This window comes from Bizionia myxarmorum, assembly GCF_008086205.1.
Taxonomy (GTDB): domain Bacteria; phylum Bacteroidota; class Bacteroidia; order Flavobacteriales; family Flavobacteriaceae; genus Algorimicrobium; species Algorimicrobium myxarmorum.
The window spans coordinates 282,576-305,123 of record NZ_VSKK01000002.1 but is presented as its reverse complement, the minus strand read 5'-3'; the positions used below and the strand labels follow the sequence as shown (position 1 = coordinate 305,123).

General features: G+C 32.3%; 30 protein-coding genes, 1 tRNA gene and 1 pseudogene. 8 read left to right on the top strand and 24 right to left on the bottom strand.

The window, feature by feature from the left end; genetic code table 11:
* The first annotated feature begins 54 nt into the window (after nt 1-54).
* Nucleotides 55-483, top strand: coding sequence for an arsenate reductase family protein (locus tag ES674_RS10445; protein ID WP_148403977.1), 429 nt, complete (start codon nt 55-57; stop codon nt 481-483).
* Here ES674_RS10445 and ES674_RS10440 read toward each other — a convergent pair.
* The 7 genes from ES674_RS10440 to ES674_RS10415 form a co-directional block, all read right to left on the bottom strand.
* Complete coding sequence (locus tag ES674_RS10440; RefSeq protein WP_148403976.1) at nt 480-809, bottom strand: hypothetical protein; 330 nt, start codon at nt 807-809, stop codon at nt 480-482. The genes ES674_RS10445 and ES674_RS10440 overlap by 4 nt on opposite strands.
* A gap of 113 nt (nt 810-922) precedes the next feature.
* Nucleotides 923-1,081, bottom strand: a complete 159-nt coding sequence (locus ES674_RS15415) for a hypothetical protein (RefSeq protein WP_170234003.1) — start codon at nt 1,079-1,081, stop codon at nt 923-925.
* Between the two features lie 33 nt (nt 1,082-1,114).
* The gene (locus ES674_RS10435) at nt 1,115-1,273 is read right to left on the bottom strand and encodes a DUF1328 family protein (protein WP_008635694.1); all 159 of its coding nucleotides are present in this window, start codon (nt 1,271-1,273) and stop codon (nt 1,115-1,117) included.
* Between the two features lie 260 nt (nt 1,274-1,533).
* Entirely contained in the window at nt 1,534-1,983 is a 450-nt protein-coding gene (locus tag ES674_RS10430; protein WP_148403975.1) for a ferritin-like domain-containing protein, read from the bottom strand.
* Nucleotides 1,984-2,452: 469 nt separating this feature from the next.
* Nucleotides 2,453-2,668, bottom strand: a complete 216-nt coding sequence (locus tag ES674_RS10425) for a hypothetical protein (protein WP_148403974.1) — start codon at nt 2,666-2,668, stop codon at nt 2,453-2,455.
* A 46-nt stretch (nt 2,669-2,714) separates the two neighbouring features.
* Nucleotides 2,715-3,077 (bottom strand): hypothetical protein, encoded by a 363-nt coding sequence (locus ES674_RS10420; RefSeq protein WP_170234002.1) that lies wholly within the window; start codon nt 3,075-3,077, stop codon nt 2,715-2,717.
* A gap of 6 nt (nt 3,078-3,083) precedes the next feature.
* Nucleotides 3,084-3,413: a YtxH domain-containing protein gene (locus ES674_RS10415; protein ID WP_148403972.1), complete on the bottom strand. Its 330-nt coding sequence runs from the start codon at nt 3,411-3,413 to the stop codon at nt 3,084-3,086.
* 189 nt (nt 3,414-3,602) lie between these two features.
* Between ES674_RS10415 and ES674_RS10410 the strand changes: the two genes are divergently transcribed.
* Together ES674_RS10410 and ES674_RS15410 are read left to right on the top strand one after the other, a co-directional pair.
* Complete coding sequence (locus ES674_RS10410; RefSeq protein ID WP_148403971.1) at nt 3,603-4,967, top strand: NAD-dependent succinate-semialdehyde dehydrogenase; 1,365 nt, start codon at nt 3,603-3,605, stop codon at nt 4,965-4,967.
* Nucleotides 4,968-4,979: 12 nt separating this feature from the next.
* Nucleotides 4,980-5,132, top strand: a complete 153-nt coding sequence (locus ES674_RS15410; protein WP_170234001.1) for a hypothetical protein — start codon at nt 4,980-4,982, stop codon at nt 5,130-5,132.
* 108 nt (nt 5,133-5,240) lie between these two features.
* On the opposite strand, the gene ES674_RS10405 is transcribed toward ES674_RS15410, so the two are convergent.
* The 10 genes and pseudogenes from ES674_RS10405 to ES674_RS10360 all read right to left on the bottom strand — a co-directional run bounded on the left by ES674_RS10405 (nt 5,241) and on the right by ES674_RS10360 (nt 14,188).
* Nucleotides 5,241-5,753: a pyridoxamine 5'-phosphate oxidase family protein gene (locus ES674_RS10405; protein ID WP_148403970.1), complete on the bottom strand. Its 513-nt coding sequence runs from the start codon at nt 5,751-5,753 to the stop codon at nt 5,241-5,243.
* Nucleotides 5,754-5,784: 31 nt separating this feature from the next.
* Complete coding sequence (locus tag ES674_RS15600) at nt 5,785-5,895, bottom strand: four-helix bundle copper-binding protein (RefSeq protein ID WP_246126027.1); 111 nt, start codon at nt 5,893-5,895, stop codon at nt 5,785-5,787.
* 263 nt (nt 5,896-6,158) lie between these two features.
* Complete coding sequence (locus ES674_RS10395; protein ID WP_246126021.1) at nt 6,159-7,175, bottom strand: helix-turn-helix transcriptional regulator; 1,017 nt, start codon at nt 7,173-7,175, stop codon at nt 6,159-6,161.
* Between the two features lie 288 nt (nt 7,176-7,463).
* Complete coding sequence (locus ES674_RS10390; RefSeq protein ID WP_246126020.1) at nt 7,464-9,950, bottom strand: ATP-binding protein; 2,487 nt, start codon at nt 9,948-9,950, stop codon at nt 7,464-7,466.
* A 116-nt stretch (nt 9,951-10,066) separates the two neighbouring features.
* Nucleotides 10,067-10,513 (bottom strand): response regulator, encoded by a 447-nt coding sequence (locus ES674_RS10385; RefSeq protein WP_148403967.1) that lies wholly within the window; start codon nt 10,511-10,513, stop codon nt 10,067-10,069.
* A gap of 11 nt (nt 10,514-10,524) precedes the next feature.
* Nucleotides 10,525-11,076, bottom strand: coding sequence for a helix-turn-helix domain-containing protein (locus ES674_RS10380; protein WP_148403966.1), 552 nt, complete (start codon nt 11,074-11,076; stop codon nt 10,525-10,527).
* Nucleotides 11,077-11,302: 226 nt separating this feature from the next.
* On the bottom strand, nt 11,303-11,944 hold the full coding sequence (locus tag ES674_RS10375) for an NADPH-dependent F420 reductase (RefSeq protein WP_148403965.1): 642 nt from the start codon (nt 11,942-11,944) through the stop codon (nt 11,303-11,305).
* A 34-nt stretch (nt 11,945-11,978) separates the two neighbouring features.
* The gene (locus ES674_RS10370) at nt 11,979-12,587 is read right to left on the bottom strand and encodes a nitroreductase family protein (RefSeq protein ID WP_148403964.1); all 609 of its coding nucleotides are present in this window, start codon (nt 12,585-12,587) and stop codon (nt 11,979-11,981) included.
* 256 nt (nt 12,588-12,843) lie between these two features.
* Nucleotides 12,844-13,896, bottom strand: coding sequence for an AI-2E family transporter (locus tag ES674_RS10365; protein WP_148403963.1), 1,053 nt, complete (start codon nt 13,894-13,896; stop codon nt 12,844-12,846).
* Nucleotides 13,897-13,935: 39 nt separating this feature from the next.
* Nucleotides 13,936-14,188, bottom strand: a pseudogene (locus ES674_RS10360) (DUF7218 family protein).
* Nucleotides 14,189-14,421: 233 nt separating this feature from the next.
* Here ES674_RS10360 and ES674_RS10355 point away from each other — a divergent pair.
* Nucleotides 14,422-14,607 (top strand): CsbD family protein, encoded by a 186-nt coding sequence (locus tag ES674_RS10355; RefSeq protein WP_148403962.1) that lies wholly within the window; start codon nt 14,422-14,424, stop codon nt 14,605-14,607.
* Nucleotides 14,608-14,756: 149 nt separating this feature from the next.
* On the opposite strand, the gene ES674_RS10350 is transcribed toward ES674_RS10355, so the two are convergent.
* The 7 genes from ES674_RS10350 to ES674_RS10320 form a co-directional block, all read right to left on the bottom strand.
* Entirely contained in the window at nt 14,757-15,668 is a 912-nt protein-coding gene (locus ES674_RS10350) for a YihY/virulence factor BrkB family protein (protein WP_148403961.1), read from the bottom strand.
* Nucleotides 15,669-15,786: 118 nt separating this feature from the next.
* Nucleotides 15,787-16,323, bottom strand: coding sequence for a lipid-binding SYLF domain-containing protein (locus tag ES674_RS10345; RefSeq protein ID WP_148403960.1), 537 nt, complete (start codon nt 16,321-16,323; stop codon nt 15,787-15,789).
* A gap of 162 nt (nt 16,324-16,485) precedes the next feature.
* Entirely contained in the window at nt 16,486-16,686 is a 201-nt protein-coding gene (locus tag ES674_RS10340; protein ID WP_148403959.1) for a DUF6327 family protein, read from the bottom strand.
* Between the two features lie 3 nt (nt 16,687-16,689).
* Nucleotides 16,690-17,040, bottom strand: coding sequence for a hypothetical protein (locus tag ES674_RS10335; protein WP_148403958.1), 351 nt, complete (start codon nt 17,038-17,040; stop codon nt 16,690-16,692).
* Between the two features lie 4 nt (nt 17,041-17,044).
* Nucleotides 17,045-17,374 (bottom strand): YtxH domain-containing protein, encoded by a 330-nt coding sequence (locus tag ES674_RS10330; protein ID WP_148403957.1) that lies wholly within the window; start codon nt 17,372-17,374, stop codon nt 17,045-17,047.
* Between the two features lie 258 nt (nt 17,375-17,632).
* Complete coding sequence (locus ES674_RS10325) at nt 17,633-18,061, bottom strand: FKBP-type peptidyl-prolyl cis-trans isomerase (RefSeq protein ID WP_148403956.1); 429 nt, start codon at nt 18,059-18,061, stop codon at nt 17,633-17,635.
* 660 nt (nt 18,062-18,721) lie between these two features.
* Nucleotides 18,722-18,799: transfer RNA gene (locus ES674_RS10320), tRNA-Pro, on the bottom strand.
* Between the two features lie 118 nt (nt 18,800-18,917).
* Between ES674_RS10320 and ES674_RS10315 the strand changes: the two genes are divergently transcribed.
* From ES674_RS10315 to ES674_RS10300, 4 genes are all read left to right on the top strand, one after another.
* Entirely contained in the window at nt 18,918-20,033 is a 1,116-nt protein-coding gene (locus ES674_RS10315) for a PQQ-dependent sugar dehydrogenase (RefSeq protein WP_148403955.1), read from the top strand.
* Between the two features lie 84 nt (nt 20,034-20,117).
* A complete protein-coding gene (gene udk / locus ES674_RS10310) occupies nt 20,118-20,726 on the top strand; it encodes a uridine kinase (protein ID WP_148403954.1) in 609 nt (202 codons plus the stop codon).
* The gene (locus ES674_RS10305) at nt 20,726-21,052 is read left to right on the top strand and encodes an FtsB family cell division protein (protein WP_148403953.1); all 327 of its coding nucleotides are present in this window, start codon (nt 20,726-20,728) and stop codon (nt 21,050-21,052) included. Before udk ends, ES674_RS10305 begins: the two co-directional genes overlap by 1 nt.
* Nucleotides 21,045-22,412, top strand: coding sequence for a methylmalonyl-CoA mutase subunit beta (locus ES674_RS10300; RefSeq protein WP_170234000.1), 1,368 nt, complete (start codon nt 21,045-21,047; stop codon nt 22,410-22,412). Before ES674_RS10305 ends, ES674_RS10300 begins: the two co-directional genes overlap by 8 nt.
* Nucleotides 22,413-22,548: the final 136 nt, after the last annotated feature.

Here is a 22,548-nt window from a genome sequence, read left to right as displayed (position 1 = left end):
TCTTTAACCCGTTTTTAAAGATAGATTTGAAACAAATTAAAATAGTATATGGATATGGGAACTATTGCAACGGATAATGGAAAGGTAATTCTTTATTATAATTCAGAAGATTCTTTAGGGAAGCAAGCCTATGGCTTTGTAAATGCTTCTAATCGTGGAATTTTAGCAATTGATATTTCAAAAACTAAAGTTACAGGAACGCAATGGGCTGATATAGCGACGCATTTAAACATTCCAATTTCTGGATTAGTAAATCAGGAACATCCAGATTTTAGCAATAAGTATAATACAGAAAACGCTTCCTTATCAGCGGACGATTGGATTAAAGTATTGCAAAACGAACCTAATACTCTACGTTGTCCAATTTTAGTGGACGGTAAAAAATTTCATTTTATAGAAACACCTTCAGAAATTTCTAAATTTTTTGATAAAGAAGAAAAATCTGAAGATGATCGTAAAGAGGATGAACATTCCAATTTCTAGATAACATCATTAGATTTATCGTTTTCTTCTGGAATATTTTTAAAGAACGCGTCTAAATCCGTATCACTATCAATTCCATAATTGGCTGTAACTAAACCTTTACAGCCATCTTTAGTTTCAATAGCGTATAAAATAGACATATCTGAAGGGTTACTTAAGCCTTCAAAACGTTGCGTGCGTTTTATAATAACCTCTTCCGGAGCATATTCTTTTTTGCTCTCTAGATCCATTAATTTATCATTCTCACATTTAAAGTTACTGGTATAACCACGTGACTGATATTTTTTAATATAATCCAATGCGTTTCTTTCTTGTGCTTGATCCATAATTAAAGGTTTTAATTAAAAAAAGTAAAGCAAATGCTTTACAAAACGTAAACATCTGCTTTACCCACTAACCAAAATACATTTTTTTGGTAAATTTTTACACAGTTAAATATCTAATCAACTGCATCTTCGATATCGTCAGCTACATCACTAGCGGCATCGCCTATATCATCTACAACGTCTTCAACGCTATCATTTTTTTGATCTCTACAACTTGGTAAAACTAAAGACATACTGAATGCAAATAGAAATACATAAAGGAATTTTTTCATAATAAATGGTTTTAAATTGGTTATTTGTTAAACTTACACTTTTCTTCCACGAATAAGTGAAATTATAAAAAGTACGATAAATATAAAGAATAAAACTTTAGCAATCCCTGCTGCTCCAGCTGCAATTCCTCCAAAACCGAAAATTCCGGCTATTATAGCCAATACGATAAAAATAATTGTCCAACGTAACATAGTATAGTGTTTTTAAGGTTAATTAATTAGAAACTTGATTATCAGATTTCTATACTATAAAGATACATCCATAATTCAGTTTGGTTTTGCTCTATCAAGATAGGCTTTAACTCAAATAATATTTATTAAAATATTTCTAAAATTTAAGTTTCAGATAATTAATTGAAGCTTTAATTCTTTTAAATTTATTAAATAAAATAAAAACGAGGAAAACATTATAAAATGTTCTCCTCGTTTTAAAATTTGTAGAAATCTGCTAATTAGCTTAAATCTTCCAAACGTTTAATGGTATTTAACTCTTGAGAGATGGTGTTTTTTTGTTTTAATACGATATCACGAGTTGATGCTGGTAAGTTCGTTTCATTTAAAACATCGTTGTATTCTTCAACCGACGCTTTTTCACCTCTAATAGCTTCTTCCAACATGGATTCTTCATTGTCTGCAGAAAACACAGCTTTAACATCCATCCAGGCGCGGTGAACTGATCCTGTTACACTGCCACCTTTATCTGGTTCTTGACCAAAGTTTTTGATTTCAGATTTTAACTGATGTCCAAAATCATAACGCTCTGCAGCCTTACGGTTAAAATGATTTTTTAAAGCTACGTTTTCAGTATTTTCCGCGGCTTTTTTATAACCTTTTTCCGCATCGTAATTTTTTTCTAATAAGGCGTTCAATTTATCGCCTACTTCTTTCGAGTATGAGTTCATAATAATGTGGTTTTAAATTTTAGCAATTTTTTTTGAGATGCTTACTTTTTTACATCCAAGCGCCAGAAATAATTGTAGCGCATTCGATTTATAATTTAAAGGTATGGATAGAACAGCGTTCGGATTAATCTTAAAAAATTAAAAATTAACCCATTTAATTTTTTAACAGTATTTTAGGTATTATATTATTAAATACGAAAGAAAGAAATTTTTTTTTATAAGCTAAGTCAACTATTAAATCGAATTTAAATGAAAACATTTAGAAAATAATTGAAAGCGAATTTCCCTTCAACTTTAAAATTTAAGCGTAAAAAAACCCTTATAGAAAGGGTTTGTAATTTGTATTTTGAAAACAATAACTCTTAAAAAGACATTATTGTTTGTTTTTTGGATATATAAAGAGTTTTAAATACTATAAAGTATATCTAAAATTTGTAGGAAATCGAAATTTCCTATTATGATTTATAAATTAGTGTCTAGTTAATAATTTCCTAACTAGCATAAAAATACCATATTTACCAGCGCCTCTAATAATAGGCGGAACCCAGTTATATGGACTGAAATCTTGTTTCAGTTCCGTTTTCAATAATTTTAATTCTTCCCAAGCTATTTTACGTTCCAAATTCAACATTTTGATCCGGACATCTAGCTCGTCGAAATTTTTATAAGGATATGAGTTTTTCATAAATAGTTTCTTCAAAGTGATTTAGTCAATAATAGGTACACAAAAATTACTCGTCTTCATCTTCAGAGAAAAATTTTGTACCCATTTTTTTAATAACATAGCAACTTATAGAACCTCTTGAGGCATAAATAAGTAAACCAATTAATAAAAAGATCCCAGCAACTGAAAGATATCCTAAAGCCATATTTTCCAATAAATCGCCTATAGTAATTGCACCTGCAAAAGCTGCAAAAATTAGCGCTAAAACTAATAGAGAACCAACAGCTAAAAGCTTGGCTACCATACTAACTGAAAAGGCTAATTGTTGAAATAGCTTAAGCTTAAAATATTCGCGAGAAGCATCAATATACTTCTCGCCAATATCTGCGGCTCTTTCTGTTTTATCTCCTATGGATTCAAAAACATTCATAGTCAATTACGCTTTTTGGAATTGTTTGTTTTTTGCTTTAAGCTCTTTTAATTTTGCTTCCAATGTATTGATAACATCATCTGCTTTGTAACTCGCGTCCATAACAATAGACTGAACTTTATCTTCTAAAGTATGCTTTTCCACACTTACTTTTTCCGCAACTCTATCACGTAAATCTGCTGCTGATGATGCTAATTTTGCTTTTTGCATTTCTGCTTCATCTGCAATACGTTGTCTTGTTACACTACCTTTATCTGGCGCGAATAATATACCTAAAACTGCTCCTATAGCTGCTCCAGCTAATATACCTAATCCTGTACTTCCGTTACTTGTCATAATATGTATTTTTAGTGTTAAACATTAATTTCAATACTTCAAAGATCAACATAAAGAACCTTTTGCGTTAACGCTAATCATTTAATTATTGACTTAAAACAATTTATTGCATTGCGTTATTTATTTTATTGAAAAGATTAATTTACACCTGTTTAAAAACCTACCTTGTTTCTAATCAAAATTAAAAAAATGTCAAAATCAATAAAAACTAGCAATCCTTATAATGGTGAAACTTTAAAGTCTTATGAATTATATTCAGAAACTAAAGTTGAAGCCTATTTGGACCGTGCCGAGCAAACATTTCATGAATGGAAACTTACCGAAATTTCGGAACGAACCGAATTATTTAAACGATTAGCAGAAAACCTTATAAAGAACAAAGACCAGTACAGTACGCTAATGACCAACGAAATGGGTAAACCTATCTCCCAAAGTATAGCGGAAGTTGAAAAATGTGCTTTAATGGCCGATTTCTATATATCGAATGCTGAAGATTTTTTGGCAGATGAACTTATAAAAACCGATGCTTCAGAAAGCTTTATCAGCTATGATCCGCTGGGAACTATTTTAGCAATTATGCCTTGGAATTATCCTTTTTGGCAAGTATTACGTTTTGCTATTCCTACCATTACAGCAGGAAATACAGCATTATTAAAACATGCAGCCAATGTTACAGGTTGCGCTTTGGCCATACAAGATTTATTTGAAGAAAGTGGCTTCCCAAAAGGTTGTTTTCAAACCTTGATAGTAGACCATGATCAAATAGAAACTTTAATATCGGATTCCCGAATTCAAGCTATTTCTTTAACAGGAAGTGAAAAAGCGGGACGGAAAATTGCCGAATTAGCAGGGAAAAATCTTAAAAAAACAGTTTTAGAATTAGGCGGGAATAATGCTTGCATGGTTTTAGCAGACGCCGATTTAGATGCGTATTTGGAAACCATGGTAAATGCTAGAATGCAAAACACAGGACAAAGCTGTATTGCCGCGAAGCGTTTTATTGTTGAAGAAGCCATTTATGACACGTTTATTGAAAAATTTAAAGCGCAAGTTTCCAGTATTAAAATAGGAAATCCGATGGATGCCGATACGGGTTTAAGTGTTATGGCGCGAGAAGATTTAGCAAAATCACTTAAGAAGCAGGTTGATGATTCTGTAGCCAAAGGCGCAGAAGTTCTTTTAGGGAATAAAATTGACAAAGCTTATTTTGAACCAACCATTATAACCAATTGCAAACCTGGAATGCCGGTTTTTGATGAAGAAACTTTTGGTCCTGTTGCTGCAATTGTTAGAGTAAAAGATGCAGAGGAAGCATACAAAATGGCGACTAATACACGTTTTGGACTAGGAAGCATGGTTTTTACAAAAAATACTGATGCAGCCAAATACCAAATTGGACGGATTCCAGATGGCGCCTTTTTTATTAATGATATGGTAAAATCTGATCCAAGATTACCTTTTGGTGGAACTAAAGCTTCAGGTTTCGGGCGGGAATTATCTGCAGAAGGAATTCATGAGTTTGTGAACAAGAAAACAGTTTATATTAACCTTTAAAATCTAGAAATTATGCCTATAGTTAAAGATAAAGATTCGAATAGAGAAGATTATTTATTGCAAGATGATACTAAAACTAAATCTACTGCAACGTTTATAGTGGTTGTATTAATATTATTAATTGCAAGTGTTGCCATTTCAGGTGTATATTTTGAATGGTTTTAGTCACATCTATAAATATTAAAGAAGAACGAAAATTTCCATTGGGAATTAGACATAAAAAAACTCAACAAACGTTGAGCTTTTTTTTGGACTAATCTAAAATATTTGCTGTTAATGATCTTGCATATCTATGTGACCATGTTCACCTAAATCTGGTGTTTTATCTGTTATTGCTCCCTCCACTATTTTGAAAAAGGAAACAAGTTTATTGTGTTGTGTATCCCAGTAATAGGCGTTTTCCATATTTACATTTAAGAGGGCTAAATTGGAATCGTCTTTACCTTCAAACCAGGTATTTAACATAGGGTTCCATAATTCATCTATTTTTTGATCGTCCACAATATGTGTGGCATTTCCATAAATAGAAATATATCTTTTTTTTTCGTCATCCGTATATATAATTTGAACGCGATTATCTTCCTGAATATCTGTAAAGTGACTGCTTGTTTTTGATGTAAAAAACCACAGATCGCCTTGAGTATCCATTTCCTGCAATGTCATTGGACAAACTGAAAATGGTGTTTTGTTAAGTTGGGTAGCCAACATAACAATTTTAGGCGCATCAACTAACGCTCTCATTTTTTCTAATCCGTTTGTGTCTTTATTATAATTTCTAGTACTCATATTTCGTATTTAAATTATCATAGAAAATTATTTATGCAGCATATTCATTGCAAGCTTCAGCACAGGCTAAACAGGATGCGGCACATACTTGACAATGATCATGATCGTGCTGACTGCATTGTTTAGCGCACCATTCGCACATTTGAGCACATAAGAGACAATATTCCTTTACAAAAGGGCTATCTGCAACCATAAGCTTTATACACATTAAACACGCGTCAATACATTGGGCACAACAATTTGGACAACTATTGTGACTTTCCATAGGCGACATTTGTGTTAAACAATGCTGGCAGTCAATAAAACATTGCTGACAAGCTTTTATACAACTTTCATAATTACGTATCATGAGTTTCTGGTTTTAAATTAAAAATTCACTGTAAAAACATATGCCAAGCTTAAATATTAAGCAGACATAGCCATATCTCTTTGGGCGAATTTGTAATCTTTCGGGCTACAGTTATATTTCTCTTTGAAAATTTTAGAGAAATAACTTCTACTGGTAAGTCCAATGGTATAAACAACTTCAGAAATATTCATATCGGTATTCTTTAAAAGCGACTCTGCTTTTTCAATACGCACTTCTCTGATATATTCAGTTACTGTATGACCGTGCATTAATTTAAAACCTTCTTGCAATTTTGAAGGTGATAAACCAAATTGAGCGTATAATTGGGTAATGGTAATTTGAGAATCTGAATTGTCATTTACAAAACGCGATACCTCTTTAATAGTTTCCATTTCTGAAACGGTAAGAGAACCCGTTTTTTGATTCCCATTTTCTGAATCATCAGAATGTTGTTGAATTTCCAAGGCTAATATAACATGTACTAAACCTTGTACTAATAGACTTCTTACTAAACCTTCTTGCTTAATAGCATTCAATTGATCAATTTTTTCAGAAATTTTTAAGTTGTGAGATCCTATATATACAAAGTTATCACCAACACTATCCTTAAAGAATGTTTCGCGAAGCTTTGTTTTTAAACTATCAGAATCATCACCAACCGTTTGAACCGTAATAAGCGTTGTTTTTAATTTCTGATTTTTATTAAAATAAAGTATGTTTTCTTCTGCTTTTCTACTAGTTAGAATTCCTGTTTGAAAACTTTCTAACGTACGCTTTGCACCATTAGAACCGAAACTATGACCTAATTCACCTTTTGAGCAATACGTAAAGTAGATTGGGTTTTTATCTGGCGTGTTTATAGATAAGACTAAATCGCTATAAAATATCATATCGAATTCTAAAAAGGAAATACCTTCCTTTAATGGAACACCTTTAATAACGCCTTTTCCAAAATCACTATCTATTTTTAAGATGTGCTCATTCATGCTTATAGTTAGCTCACCACCAAAAGTTGTCTTTAACTGTTGGAATGTAGCTTTCATTGTCTTGGCTTCTAAATATGCAGTTTTCATAATGGATGTATTTTGCGTTAGTGATTAGTTCTTTTGATTGTTATCTTTTTTAACGAGTTTCACTTATAAATTTAAAGTTGTGTTTCTGCGTTTAAAACGATAGTGTAAAGATCATACTAGAGCAAAGGTTTTCCGTTACACAATTTTGGCATTGTGTTATACAATTTTTAGATTTTGATGTATATGGCTACAAAATCACTAAAACAAGAAGCTTTAAATATTAATAATCAATTAGTTACAACTAAAAATTATCATTATACAATTATAAGATGAGAATTTATAGGACTTTTATTTAGTTGGAAGGAAGATAACAAACTGTGCTCCGGCGCCTAATTTTCCAGTAGCATATATATAACCATTATGGTTTTCAACAATTTTTCTACAGATGGCTAAACCGATTCCTGTTCCAGAATATTCAGTTTTTTGATGTAGTCGTTGAAATACTTCAAATATTTTATCAGAATATTTAGAATCGAAACCTATTCCATTATCAGTACACGTAATCTTATAATAAAACTTACTCTTACCTAAAGACTTGTCTGGCAATTCCGAAGCCGCTACTTTCTCGGATTGTAATTGAATGATAGGCGCTTCTGTATTACTCTTATATTTAAGCGCGTTACCAATTAAATTAGCGAACAATTGTTCCATTTGAAAAAACACACCTTTTATTTGTGGTAAATTTTCCGAAGTAATTTCAGCTTGCGTATCATTAATCGTTGTGGCTAAATCTTCTTGAACCTTATCTAGAACATCATTTAAGTCTATATGATCCAAATCCGTTTTACTACTATCAATACGCGAATATGCTAAAAGGTTTTGAATAAGCCCCTGCATGCGTAGTGCTGCTTTCTTTACTTTATCAAAATAAGTAGTTCCTTTTTCAGAAAAGGCAGCACCATCCACATCTTCAATACGCGATATGAATAACTGAATTTTACGCAGCGGCTCTTGTAAATCATGACTCGCCACACGATTAAAGGACTCAAGTTCTAAATTACTTTGTTGAAGATCTAAATTACTTCTTCGCAATTCTTCAGCATCTGATATAGTTTGGGTAACGTCTTGGACTACGCCAATCATTACCTTACTACCATTTTTATCAATAAACTGGCCATTGGTATTTAAAAATTTAATCTCGCCATTTTTAGTAATAACCCGATACATAAATTCATCAGAAACTAAACCTTGTATGGAAATTTCACCCTTTTTATCATATAATTCTAAATCGTCAGGATGAACAAAATTTCTAAAACTTTCCAAATTCGATTCGAATTCTCCTGGTTCATGTCCGAGCATGCGATAAAAATTATCTGAAATTTCCGTGGTATTTGATTCTATATACCAAGAAAAGCTACCAATTTTAGCTATACTTTCTGCATCTGTTAAAATAGAGTTTCGAATAACTAATTGCTCATTTAATTTTAACAGCTCATTGGCCTTATCTATCTCTGCCGTCGTTTCTCTAACCGTAATAGTAACACCATCGCCCAATTTAATAGCCGTAGCACTAAACCAATGTGAATTTCCATTTCTATTAAACGGAAAATTATAGGTTACTGGTTTTTTATTCTCAATGGCATCAACCAAATTCCCAATAACTTCGCTAGTAAAAATATCTGGGTAAACTTCCGAAACATTTTTATTTTTTATTTCCTCTGGATTATGGCCAGTAATAGGCGTTATCCGATCGTTTACAAAGAGTATTTTAAAATCTATAATTTTACCCTCTTCATTTCGTACACTTTTAAAGTGCATAACAATATGAGAGATACTTTTAAAAATGTTGGCTAAAAGTGCGCGACCATCTAATAATTGTAAGTTTTGGCTTTCTAAACGTTTCCGTAATCTTAATTGCATGCTCTTGGCTTCCTCTTCATGCGTTATATTTCGAGCCGTAACTAAAATACCGCCAGACAAAGGCGTTATAAAAGATTGAAACCACATTTTAGAATCATTGGCTGTAAATTCACTTTCAAATTTAACCTTATCATTATTAAGGTAACTTGATTTCATTTTTTCAAAATCAACACTATCTTTTAAATATGGAAATATAAAAAGCACCGTTTTACCTATCATAAAATCGGGTTCTACCCCAAAATAATCTCTATTGCAGGCATTGGCAAATTCAATTCTGAAGTCAATAATAGCGCCTTCCTCATCAAAAATTGGCGTGTAGTAATTCACAACATTATCTGTGGTAGCTAAAACACTTTTTAAGAAATTTTCAGATTGCCGAATTTGTAATTTATTCTTATAAATTCTAAAAAAGGATAAGACAAATACTAGAAGCGCAAATAAGGCTAAAAACAATAATATAATAGGCGCTAAAGACTTACTAGAATCATAGGAATTTTGGCGTTTTAGCATGAGCTTTTGCTCTTCTACCAACATCTCATTCTTAATTGTTCTAATTTGAAATAACGTAATGCTAATTATTGACTTTTGCGCTTCCCGATATTGCGAAATTGTTGAATCAATTTCATAATCTGTTTCGTCTAAATCCTGCAACTGTTTATACAAATCATTGAGTAAAAGTTGCATATCCTGCAAGCGTTTTGTTTGAGGAGGATTATCACGGACAAGACCATTTAAGCTGTCCATAATAACGCGGCCTTCTTCTCTATAATTATCAAAGGCAAAACTGCTTTTATCGGGTTTTAGAAGTTCATCTCGTAATTCTTCGGAATCTGCTTGTGTATAATGGGCCGTTAAATTACTAATCCCGTTATAAACATGAAGAGACCGCGAAACCATTTCCGCAGCTTTCTGCATTTGTTTAACCTGCAGATAAGCCATAAAAGTGGTGAAAATCAAAAGTAGCAGCGCTATAATTGATACCACAAAATAAAATTTTGAAGACTTATGTGCGGGTTTGAAATCCATGCTTTTTAGATACGGAAGAGAAAAGTATCTTTATTTAAATTTGATGTATGATAATGGAAATTAAGTTGCAATACTTTCTCGACCACTTCCCGCAATTTAATAAAGTTATTGGGCTTATTTACATAAATATTTGCCCCATTTAAGAAAGTATCTTCAATGTCTTTTTCTGAAGAGGAGGTAGAATAAATAGCTACGCACAAATCCTTTAATCGTGGGTTACTGCGTATTTCGGCCAAACATTGCTTCCCGTTTTTAATGGGCATGTTTAAATCCAAGAAAATTAAGCTAGGCAATACAATGTTGGGTAAATTTAAATAATCCATTAACTCTTGTCCATGATTGAAAAGTGACAATTTGGTACGGATTTCAATTTCTTCAATAGCTTCACTAAATAACATTCTGTCATCTTCATCATCATCCGCTAAGACGACATTCAATAGCATTTCACTCATGTTCTTGTTTATTAAGAATAAATTCTCGTTTTATTTTTCATGATTTTTTGAAAACTACTTGGTGTTAAACCCGTCGTTTTCTTAAACTGTCCAGATAAATGCGCTACACTACTATAATCTAATTGGTAGGCAATTTCAGTTAATGTCAAATCAGTATTACAAATAAGTTCTTTAACCAAATCCACTTTTTTTAGAATCATGTAATTTTCTATAGAAGAATACGTGCTTTCTGAAAAAACAGTTGTTAAATGTGCATAGGAATAATTTAAACTGTCTGATAAATAACTTGAAACCTTCAACGTTCTTAAATCTTTATTATTAAGCAATTCATCAATAGTGTTTTTAATGCGTTCTACTAATGTTTCTTTTTGATTGGATACTATTTGAATTCCATATCGTTTGAGAGATTCATCTAACTTTTCACGTTTGTCTTCACTTAAATTATCATGTATTTGAACTTCGCCTAAATTACTAATGGTGTGCGGAATATTTAAAGCATCGAGCTGCTCTTTTAAAACGGTTTTACCAACCAAGTCAAAATCATATTTTACAAAAAGGATCATTAGTTTTTAATCTGCTGTTAGTAAATTTAGGTAAATAAAGATATATGTTTTAATTGAATAAATAAGATTAAATAAATAATTGCCAAAATGTTGATTTTCAATATTTCAAAAAACAAATGACATAGCACTAATTGAAATTAAGCTGGTTTTTAAACTCCAAACACTTAAGAGCATAAAAAAAGAGGTAAATTTTATTTACCTCTTGGTTATAAATTGCAATTTTGTTTTACATGGAACGCGATGAATTCACTAAATATTGTAAATCTTCTCGAGTTAAAGATTTGCCATAAATAGCTTGTTCTGGATCCATAATATCTGTGTCACTTAAATTTCCTACATATAAAGGATCAAACCCAATGTCTTGAATGAGCTGTCTAGCTATTAATTTGCTTTCTTCATCTTGTGCTGCATAAGGAATAGCCAATTTATCAAATTTCTTAAAGGCTTGACTTTCTAAATCCTCCGCTTTAATAGTATTAAAAGCTTTAATAGTTTTTGCTGTATTAAATTTCATTGCAGTATATTCAGATGCATTATAATTTGCATCTCGTACATTTTGTGCCATGGAACCATCCCGTTCAGGATATGGATTGGTGGCATCAATTATAATATGGTTTCCATATTCACCAGCATACAATTCAGATAATTCATCAATAGCTTCAAAAGGGGTTGCTAATAAATATACGTCAGCATTGGCTTCAAAAGCAGACTTTATGTTAATAGCACTTACATTGCCTTCAGATTCCTGAACTAAAGGCTTTAAAGATTCAGGATGCCTTGAACTAAACATAACTTCGTGTCCTGCCTTTGCCCATTGTTTTCCTAAATTACCACCTATATTCCCACTTCCTATAATTCCAATTTTCATAACTTTCTTTTTATACTATTCAATCTTTTTCTTTTCATCCTTCTTTCCACGTGCCTTCAAAAACAAAATCTGATTGTGGTTTACGCACGCGTTTATTTGCTTCCTGTTCCTGTAAATCTGGCGGTAAAGCATCTAATTCACCTCCATAATAACCCGCTGCTATAGCTGTTGATACGTGATAACCTTCTGGAACATTAAATACATTATGCGCTTTTTTCCAGTCTACACCAGCCATATGATGCAAACCGATACCATTATATTGTGCCTGCATCGTCATAGCACCTAATCCCAAACCTAAATCGTGTAAGGCATGGAAATTATCTTTTCCATCATTATTTTTTTCTTTGTAAGCTGCTAACATTAATAAAGGTGCATTATTGGCCCAAGATTTATTGAAATCGCTTAAACAATCAAAAATATTTTGAAAAGCTTCACTTCCTTTTTCAGCATAAATAAAACGCCAAGGTTGAAGATTATTAGAACTAGCTGCCCAACGAACGGCTTCGAAAAGCTGTTTGATATGACCGCTTTTTAGCTTTTCATTTTTAAAAACACGTGGACTATAACGTTGCTTTAAAAGCGCAAATATTTCAAAATCTGTTTCGGCTATATTTTCAAGTTGTATTTGTTTTTGGGTATTCATGTAGCAATGTTATTTTTAGTAACAACACTGCAAGTTATATAAAAATGTAAATAATAACGGACGTTATCCCCAAAAAAATTGATGCAATAGAAGAATTTTAGCACTTTTATTTGAAATAATTCTGACATAAAACTCACAGAAAATCTAAAAAAATTCTTTTGTGAATTTCAGAAATTATAAAGCCCAAAATAACTTTAAAAGATTCTTAAAATTATTTCAGGCGCCATAATTCTCACAGCTATCTAATTGATTGTATTTATGTGTTTTCAGGCACCTTTTCTTCAATTTCTTCTATCTTATGACGTTTACCGCCATATTCTTGTTTATAAATTCGAATAATAACAATGGATAAACTTAATAATAAGGGTCCAAAAATTAATCCGATAAATCCAAAAAGTGGAATACCTATTATAACACCAATTAACGTGATTAATGGATGAACATCATCTAACTTTCGAAGAACAAATAAACGAATTACATTATCTGTAACACCAACAACTACAATTCCGTAGATTAGAATTGCCCAAGCCGCAAATGTATCACCGCTAGAAAGCGTAATAATAAATACGGGTATAGTCCCTAAAAAACTACCTACAAATGGTACCATAGAACCAATGGTGATTATAACACCCCAAAAAAATGGATCTTCAATTCCAAAAATTAAAAACCCAATAAGTGCTACCAAACCTTGAGCAATAGCAACAAGAGGAATTCCTATAGCATTAGCACGAACCATGGAATGCATTTCCTTTCCTACTAGTTTCAAATTGTCTCTATTCAGCGGAATATATGCCAATAAAGACTCACGTAATTCTCTCCTATTGGTTAACATATAAAAGAGTAAAAAGTACATTATAGAAATGCCTATAAACGTATTAAAGGTTCCACCGGCAAAGCTTTGTAAATTTTCTGAAAGCCATCCAGAAATTGCGGATGCATCAATTTGCGATGTTAAGTCGTAACCAAATTGATTTTCAATTACCTTTAATTGTCCTTTAATTAATTTGGTGAGTTTTTCTGAATTTTCTACGGCACGACTAATTTTATTACCCAACATTAGGGCTGCTCCAGCAATGGGAAGTAGAATTGCAAAGAATGATATAAGCATTAGAAACGATGCTGCCAGACTAGAGTTCCAGCCTCTTTTAACAAGTTTACTCATAAACTTACGCATTAAAACATAAAGCGTAATGGCACCCAAAACTCCAGCAAGATAGGGCAGCATTTCGCGAAATATTAGAGAGCAAACTAACACAATCATCAGTAATAAGAATAACTGACGGATAATTTTAGGTGGAATAACATTCATACAATATGTGGTGATTAATAGTTGTTATAAATATAGGATTTAATTGTTACGAAGGGCGAAAATTAATTCTGATTTACTCATTTTGGAACGCCCATCAATACCAACATTTTTAGCTTGTTCGTATAGTTTTTCTTTTTTCCGTTCCTCATGCGGTTTGGATAGGCCTCCTTTTTTACCGGAGTTTGGCGTATTTGCAATTCTAGCAGATTTCTCTATACTATATCCTTTTTCGCGATCCTTTTTCGCGCAAGGCTTCGTATTGATCTTCATTTTTTACACTTGGAATATCCATAAAATTTCAATTTAAGTTTCAATATTCTACAATAGAAGATCATAATACTCAACAGTTCAAAGATGATTCAAACCAATGAATTAGATTAACACAATCCAATAAATTATGCATTTATTTACATAAGCGCCAGAATTTATTGGTGCAAAAAATTTATTTATAGAGCTCATTTTCAGTACTATTATGCATTACTTTTGTTATAACAATAAACGAGTATTAATTAAATACATAAGATTATGAACAAGGATCAATTAGAAGGAAAATGGAAACAAGTGAAAGGTGAGTTTAAACAAAAATACGGTAAACTTACAGATGACGATTTAAAGTATTCTGAAGGAAAATTTGACGAAATGTTAGGTAAACTTCAAGAGAAAACTGGACAAACGCGTGAAAATATTGAAAAAGAAATTAATGAGTGGTAGGCCATTGTTGGTGTAAACACTTAAGAAATATCCCTAGAAATTATTCTAGGGATATTTTTTTTATTACAACTTCAATAATATATTTAATATAGTTTAGCCTTTGGTTATAATAAGATTGAATTAAACATAAGTATGAAAGCAAAAGATGCTTAATCTAATTTTGCTTCTTCCTTTAAAGCACCACTTGGTGTAATACCGTAGCCATAACGTTTGGCGTAAACATATGTAAATTGCGCACCAAAAAATAAAATTAAACAGGAATAAGAGACCCAAAGCAAAATAAGGACTATAGTTCCTGCAGCACCATAAGTGGATCCTGGATTAGCCTGACCAAAATATAAACCTAAAAGGAATTTTCCTAAAACAAATAAAACTGACGTTATAATAGCACCAATCCAAACGGTTTTCCATTTGATTTTAGCATCGGGTAAAAACTTAAATATGAGGGCAAAAAGGAGCGTAATGATACCTATAGATACCAAGAAATCTAAAGCAAAAGCTATGTACACTATTAAATCTGGAAACAAACTTTTTATATAGCCATTTAATACAGAAATAGCTGTGGTTACCAAGAAACTAATAAGCAATAAGAAACCCATTGCTAAAATAAAGGCAAAACTACGCGCGCGATCTATTAGCATTTTCACAAAAGTCATGCTATTCTCCGAGTTTACATTCCAAATTTGATTTAAGGACAATTGTAAATGGTAGAATACACCAGTAGCACCAAAAATTAATGTTCCTATACCTAAAATAGTAGCCAAGGCACTTTTTTCACTGTTTTGTGTTTCCACCATCATGGTTTGGATAGCTTCTGCGGCATCACTGCCCAAGGCACTAGAAATTTCATCCGTTAATTGACCCTGAACAATTTCTACTCCCCAAACAGCACCTACTAAATTAATTATAATTACTAAAAGACCAGGCAAAGATAAAACGGCATAATAGGCCACAACCGCACTTAAACGAAAAGGATCATTGGCATCCCATTTCTTATACGTTTCAACAATAAGGGATGGTAGATGTTTAAATTTAAAGGAATCAGTTTTTTCGGGAATCATATTTTAAATTCTAGATTTTAGAGTATCTCAACGACCAATTTACAAATATCACAATTTAAATTTACATAAAAAAGGCTGACTAAAAGCCAGCCTTTTTAAAGTTCTTATTACCTAAAATTTACATTTTAAAAGGACTAAATGAAAATTTCTGTCCTCCAATTGAAGCGTCTGCCATTAAACCTGCTTTAGGCATAGCAAAAACAACAACACCTTTACTATAGTTTGCGTTTTTTGAAGCACCTTTATCGGCTATTACAGCTGAAGCTTCTGCTGCAAATTCAAAATTACCTTCTTTAAATTCGGCTAAAGCCGCATCCGTTTCAAAAAATATAACTTCCGTTATAGCTTGTCCGCCAGCTTGAAAACCAACACTAATTTCTTTTAAATCGGCCATACCAATAGCAATTCCTTTTTCATAAACAACACCATTTCCGCTGGCACCACCGATAATGAAACCGCCTTTACCAACGTTAGGAAAAATAACATAACCAGAGGCATTTTTAAAGAATTTTTCAAAACCCGCATCTTTTTTCATAAGCATGGCTTTAGCATTTTCAGCATCTTTCATAATTTTTTGATCATGGTCATTTTGTGCCGTAGCGCCAACTGTTATAAATAGTAGGCAAGCTGCCATCATTGTTTTTAAAGTTTTCATATTCGTGTATTTAATTGTTCAACTCAAATTTACAGTTTAGACAACGCGTGAAATGACACAATAAAATAAAAGCTTATCGTAATCCATTTACAATTAAAAATTAAATCAAAAAAAAATCCATACGGTTAGGTATGGATTTTAATTAAAAAATTTTTTTGCTAATTATTTAACGAATCTGTTTAGAATATTATACAAACCTCGCCTGGCAGCAGACTTGATAGTTGTTCCAAACCAATTAGATGGTTTAATATCTTCCTTAAATTCTGATTTAAGCCATTTCAATTCTTCCAAAGCAATTTGGCGCTCTAGTTTCAACCGCTTTAAATCCGTTTCTATTTCAGTAAATGTTTTGTAGTTTTTCATAATTTATGATTCAAAAAATTTAGAAGAAAAGCGTTTTATAATCATATTATTAATCGCAGATCTTGACAAGTAAATTATCAAAGTTAAAATTAGGAAAACACCACCAACTATCAAATAGCCGAGCGCTTCATTTTCTAACCACTTTCCTATTGCTAATGCCGCTGCAAAAGCTAAAAAAAGCAATCCTATTCCAAATAACCCACCAACTGCTAGTGCCTTAACGACTAGACTGACGGATACAGTTAATTGTTGAAAAACCTTAAGTTTTAAATACTCTTGAGTCTTTTTTATATAGGTTTCTCCAGAATCGGCCATTTTACCGGTTGTATCACTTATAGTTTCGAATACGTTCATTCAATTACGATTTTTGGAACTTTTTATTTTTAGATTTCAATTCACTTAATTTTTTCTCTAAACTAGTAATAACGTCGTCCGTTTTATGACTCACGTTGCTTACAATAGATTCTAATTGGTCGTCAAAATTTGCTTTTTGGTTTATTACCGTGTCCGCCACTCTATCACGAAGATTATGTGCACTTTCACTTACCCTGTCGCGCGCATTCGCTGCTTCATCAGCAATTAGTTGACGTGTTTTTGATCCTTTGTCTGGAGCAAACAATATTCCTAAAGTTACTCCTATAGCTGTTCCTGCTAATAATCCTAATAATGCATTACTTTCGCTTCTCATGATAATTTAATTGTTTAGTTAATAATTTGTTTATAAAATTTGAACATCTGAAAAGATGTTTTTAAAAGTGTTGATAGTCAATAGATTTCTATTCATAAATTTAAGAAATATAACCGATATTCAATATTAAAATTTTGTGATATTATAGTATACTACAGAATTTCCAAATAGGCATCCTAATTACATTTAATTTAACATTTAAAATGCAAAAAGCTTGAGCGAACTCAAGCTTTTAGGCTATATACTATGTTTAGGTAACTATTGGATAGAAACTAATTCCAAATCGAATGTCAATTCTTGACCAGCCAATGGATGATTTCCATCTACAATAATATGATCATCATTAACAGCAGACACACGAAATTGGTGTTCTGTTCCATCAGGATTTTTAGATGCTAGACCCATTCCAACTTCTGGTTTAATATCTTGTGGTAACTGATCTTTCTTCACTTCATGGAAAAGTTCTTTTTGAACATCGCCATAAGCTTCATCTTTATCAATTACTACGGTTTTCTTATCGTTAACTTTCATTTCTAAAACGGCTTTTTCAAAACCAGGAATTAGCATCCCTTGACCAAGCGTAAACTCCAATGGCTCTCTATCTGAAGAGCTATCAAATACTTGACCATCACTTAATTTTCCTGTATAATGAACTTTTACCGTATCATTTTCTTTTACATGACTCATAAAAAATATGTTTAATTTAATTTAAATTTCCACAAAACTAACAATTATTAGTCGGAATACCATATCAGAAAGGCGTCTTATTATAATATTAACGTTTATTATTTTTTAAGATAACAGTTGAAATACAATAACATAAATGAATTTATTTATAAAATTTTAAGAATATTATCTTGATTGCATTCAGTTGAAAATTTAATGATGAATACAGACTTTGAAAGATTTTTTTGATGGAACTTCGAATTAATTGTTGTTCAGTCAATCCTAAATTGCTAGCGCAGATTGTTCCTTTTTTTATGGTATCACTTTCGCTCGTCTTTGACGGCGATTGGATTAGCTTTACTTTAAAGGATTACCTGCGGTTATCCTGTCCAGGTGTTGTTGCTCAACCAAGCCTAAACTGCTTTCGCAGTTTGTGGCTTTTTTTATGGCAACACTTTCGCTCGTCTTTGACGGCGATTGGATTAGCTTAATAGCATTCAAGGGTTTGGATTTAATTTATAGGATTACCTGCGGTGATCCTGTAATGGGTTTGTTGCTCAATCAAGCCTAAACTGCTTTCGCAGTTTGTGGCTTTTTTTTATGGCAACACTTTCGCTCGTCTTTGACGGAGACGTGTTGCCATAAAAAAAAGCCTAAAATCTTACAGATTTTAGGCTTAATTGGTCGGGGTGGCAGGATTCGAACCTGCGACCTCCGCGTCCCAAACGCGGCGCGATAACCGGGCTACGCTACACCCCGAATTGGTTATCTTTTTCCATTTCAAAATATTAGTTTGAAACAGAAGTGCAAATATATAGCTTTTCTTTAAATACAAGCCATAAAAATTCTTTAAATTTATAGTTCCAATATACACGCCATGAAATCACCAATTTACCTCCTGTTTTTTATCTTATTTATTAATCTATTCGCTTGTGCACAAGATAAAAATCCTGTAAATACTGCCCATTCCTATGAAATAGTTGTACCCGATTTAAACGTTCCTTGGGGATTTGTATTCTTGCCTGATGGTTCTACGCTCATCACAGAAAGAAAAGGTGTTTTGATTCATTTTAAAAACGGCAAAAAGACGCAAATCACAGGTCTTCCTGAAATTCACGTATATGGACAAGGTGGCTTAATGGATATTGCCCTTCACCCCGATTACAAAAATACAGGATGGATCTATTTTTCCTATGCTTCAGCAGCAGGTTCTGGAAAAGGTGGACACACAGCTATTGGCAGAGCAAAACTTAATGGCACCCAATTGATAGACTTTCAACTTTTATATAAAGCATCACCAAACACAGAGGCAGGTGAGCATTTTGGCTCTCGAATTGTATTTGATAAAGAAGGTTACTTGTTTTTCTCCATTGGTGATCGCGGCGAGCGCGATATTAATCCGCAGGATTTAACTAGGGACGGCGGGAAAATATACCGCTTAAATGCTGATGGTACCATTCCTAAAAACAATCCATTTATTTCAACACCAAATGCCATAAAAGCCATTTATTCTTATGGGCATCGCAATCCTCAAGGTATGATTGTTAATCCCGAAACGCAAGCTATTTGGAGTCATGAGCATGGTCCGAAAGGTGGCGATGAAATTAATATTATACAAGCCGGCAAAAATTACGGTTGGCCCCTTGTTACCTATGGCAAAAACTATTCAGGAACAAAAATTACGGTCAATAAAACTTTACCTGGTATTACAGAACCTATTCATTATTGGGATCCTTCTATTGCGCCAAGCGGCATGGCATTTATTAGCAGTGATGTGTATCCAGAATGGAAAGGTAATTTATTGGTGGGTTCCTTAAAATTTCAGTATCTTGATAATTGCTACTTAAATGGTAACAAAATCATAAATGAAGAACGTTTATTAGACGGTTTAGGCCGCGTGCGCGCTATTGTGCAAGGTCCGGATGGCTATATTTATGTTGGGATTGAAAATTTAGGAATTGTAAAAATAATTCCTAGAAAAAAAATAAATTAGTCTGGCTTAAAGAACTTTCAATAATACAACCGAAAAATTACATTGTAAATAACTAAATTTGTCACCATAACTAAAAAAAGATACATGCTTATTATTGGTATTGCTGGTGGAACAGGTTGCGGAAAAACAACGGTTGTCAATCAGATCCTTCAGGAACTACCGGAAGGTGAAGTTGGTGTAATTTCGCAAGATTCATATTATAAAGATACAACGCATTTATCTTTAGACGAACGTGTGAAAATTAATTTCGATCACCCAAGATCCATAGATTTTGAGTTATTAGAATCTCATTTAAAAGATTTAAAAGACGGAAAAGACATTCACCAACCTGTTTATTCCTTCATAAAACATAACCGAACGGGCGATACTATTTTAACGCATCCCAGAAAAGTGATGATTGTAGAAGGTATTTTAATTTTAACAAACCCGGAATTACGCGCTATGTTTGATATTAAAATATTTGTTCACGCGGACAGTGATGAGCGTTTAATACGCCGCTTGAAACGCGATATTTCAGAACGCGGACGCGATTTAGATGAAGTTTTAAGTAGATATCAAAACACCTTAAAACCCATGCATCAACAGTTTATTGAGCCTATGAAAGAATATGCGGATATTATAATTCCGAATAATAAATATAATACCGTAGCTGTAGATATTGTTAAATCTATCATCAATCAACGTTTAGTATAATGTCCAAGTTAAATCACAAATACCTAAAACCTTTCAAAAATATTTTTATATTAATATTTGGGGTATTTGCTGTTTGGATGTTATTTTTTGATGCCAATTCTTATTTAATTCATCGCGAATTAAATATAGAAGTAGACGAATTAGAAACCGAAAAAGAGTATTATTCAAAAGAGATTGTAAAAGACCGAAAAGCTATTAAAGCTTTGAGTAACGTTTTGGGCGTTGAAAAATTAGCGCGTGAAAAATACTATATGAAGAAAGAAAATGAAGAAATCTTTATTATTGAATATCAAGATAGTATTCTAAAAGAAAACAAAAATGACTAAATCTTTATTTAATATGTTTCCTGAAATTTCTGCCAAAGAATGGAAGCAAAAAATACAAGCCGATTTAAAAGGTGCGGATTATAATGACACCTTAATTTGGCAATCCAACGAAGGCATTAATGTAAAACCTTTTTATCATCACGATACTTTAGAAAACATTTCAACTAAAACCATTCCAAACACATCTTGGAATATTTGCCAGACTATTTTTGTCCAAAAGGTAGATGTTGCCAACGGTATTGCCGTAAATGCATTAAAAAATGGTGCAGAACGCATTAAATTTATTATTCCTGAAGAAAGTGTATCTGTTGAAAAATTATTAAGAAACATTGATTTAAAGCTTACTATTGTTTTCTTTGAATTACAGTTTCTATCAGAGGATTTCACCAAAAAAATTCAGAATTTAGGACACTCTGAAAACCTAATCATATTAACGGATATTATTGGGAATTTAGCACGCTCTGGAAATTGGTTTTCTACTTTGAATGCGGATCATCAAACCTTCACAAGCATTGTAAAACAGTCAAATACTTTTAGTATTGATCTAGCACTTTATCAAAATGCAGGTGCTAATATGGTGCAACAATTAGCTTATGCATTGGCGCATATCAATGAATATTTCAATCATTTAAACGCTGAATTAACACCGGAAGAGAAAGAAAAAATAACACCAGTTTTTCAACTTGCTGTTGGATCTAATTACTTTTTTGAAATCGCTAAAATTCGAGCACTTCGTCTTTTACACGCAACGCTTGCATCAGAATATGGCTTTAATAGCCAATGCCATATTTTTGTAACGCCTACCAAACGCAATAAAACAATTTACGATTACAATACCAACATGCTTCGTACCACAACGGAATGCATGAGTGCTATTTTAGGTGGTGCAGATACTATTTATAATATGCCTTATGATGCCATTTACCACAAAAACAATGAATTTGGTGATCGGATTGCGCGTAACCAATTGCTCATTTTAAAACATGAAAGTCATTTTGATCAGGTTAAAAATCCTCCTGAAGGTTCTTATTATATTGAAACCTTAACAGATGAATTAGCTGAAAAAGGATTGGCACTTTTTAAAGATATTGAAGCCAATGGCGGATTTTTAGTACAATTAAAAGAAGGGATTATTCAACGAAAAATAAAAGAGAGTGCCCTAAAAGAACAAGCACAATTTGATTCTGGAAAAATAACACTGTTAGGAACTAATAAACATCCAAACACAACCGACAAAATGGCTAGTGAATTGGAATTGTTTCCTTTTGTAAAAATGAATTCTAGAAAAACATTACTGCAACCTATTATTGAAAATCGCCTAGCCGAAAGTATAGAACAGACACGACTAAAAACAGAATAAAATGTATAAATGATGATGAAAATAGTAATAAAATTTTCCATTATCCCAGTTTGTTAAATAAAGGCAAAACCAGTAGTTGACAAAAGCAATGTAAACCCTTAAATTTTACATTATTTAAGCTTCAACTAAATAAAAA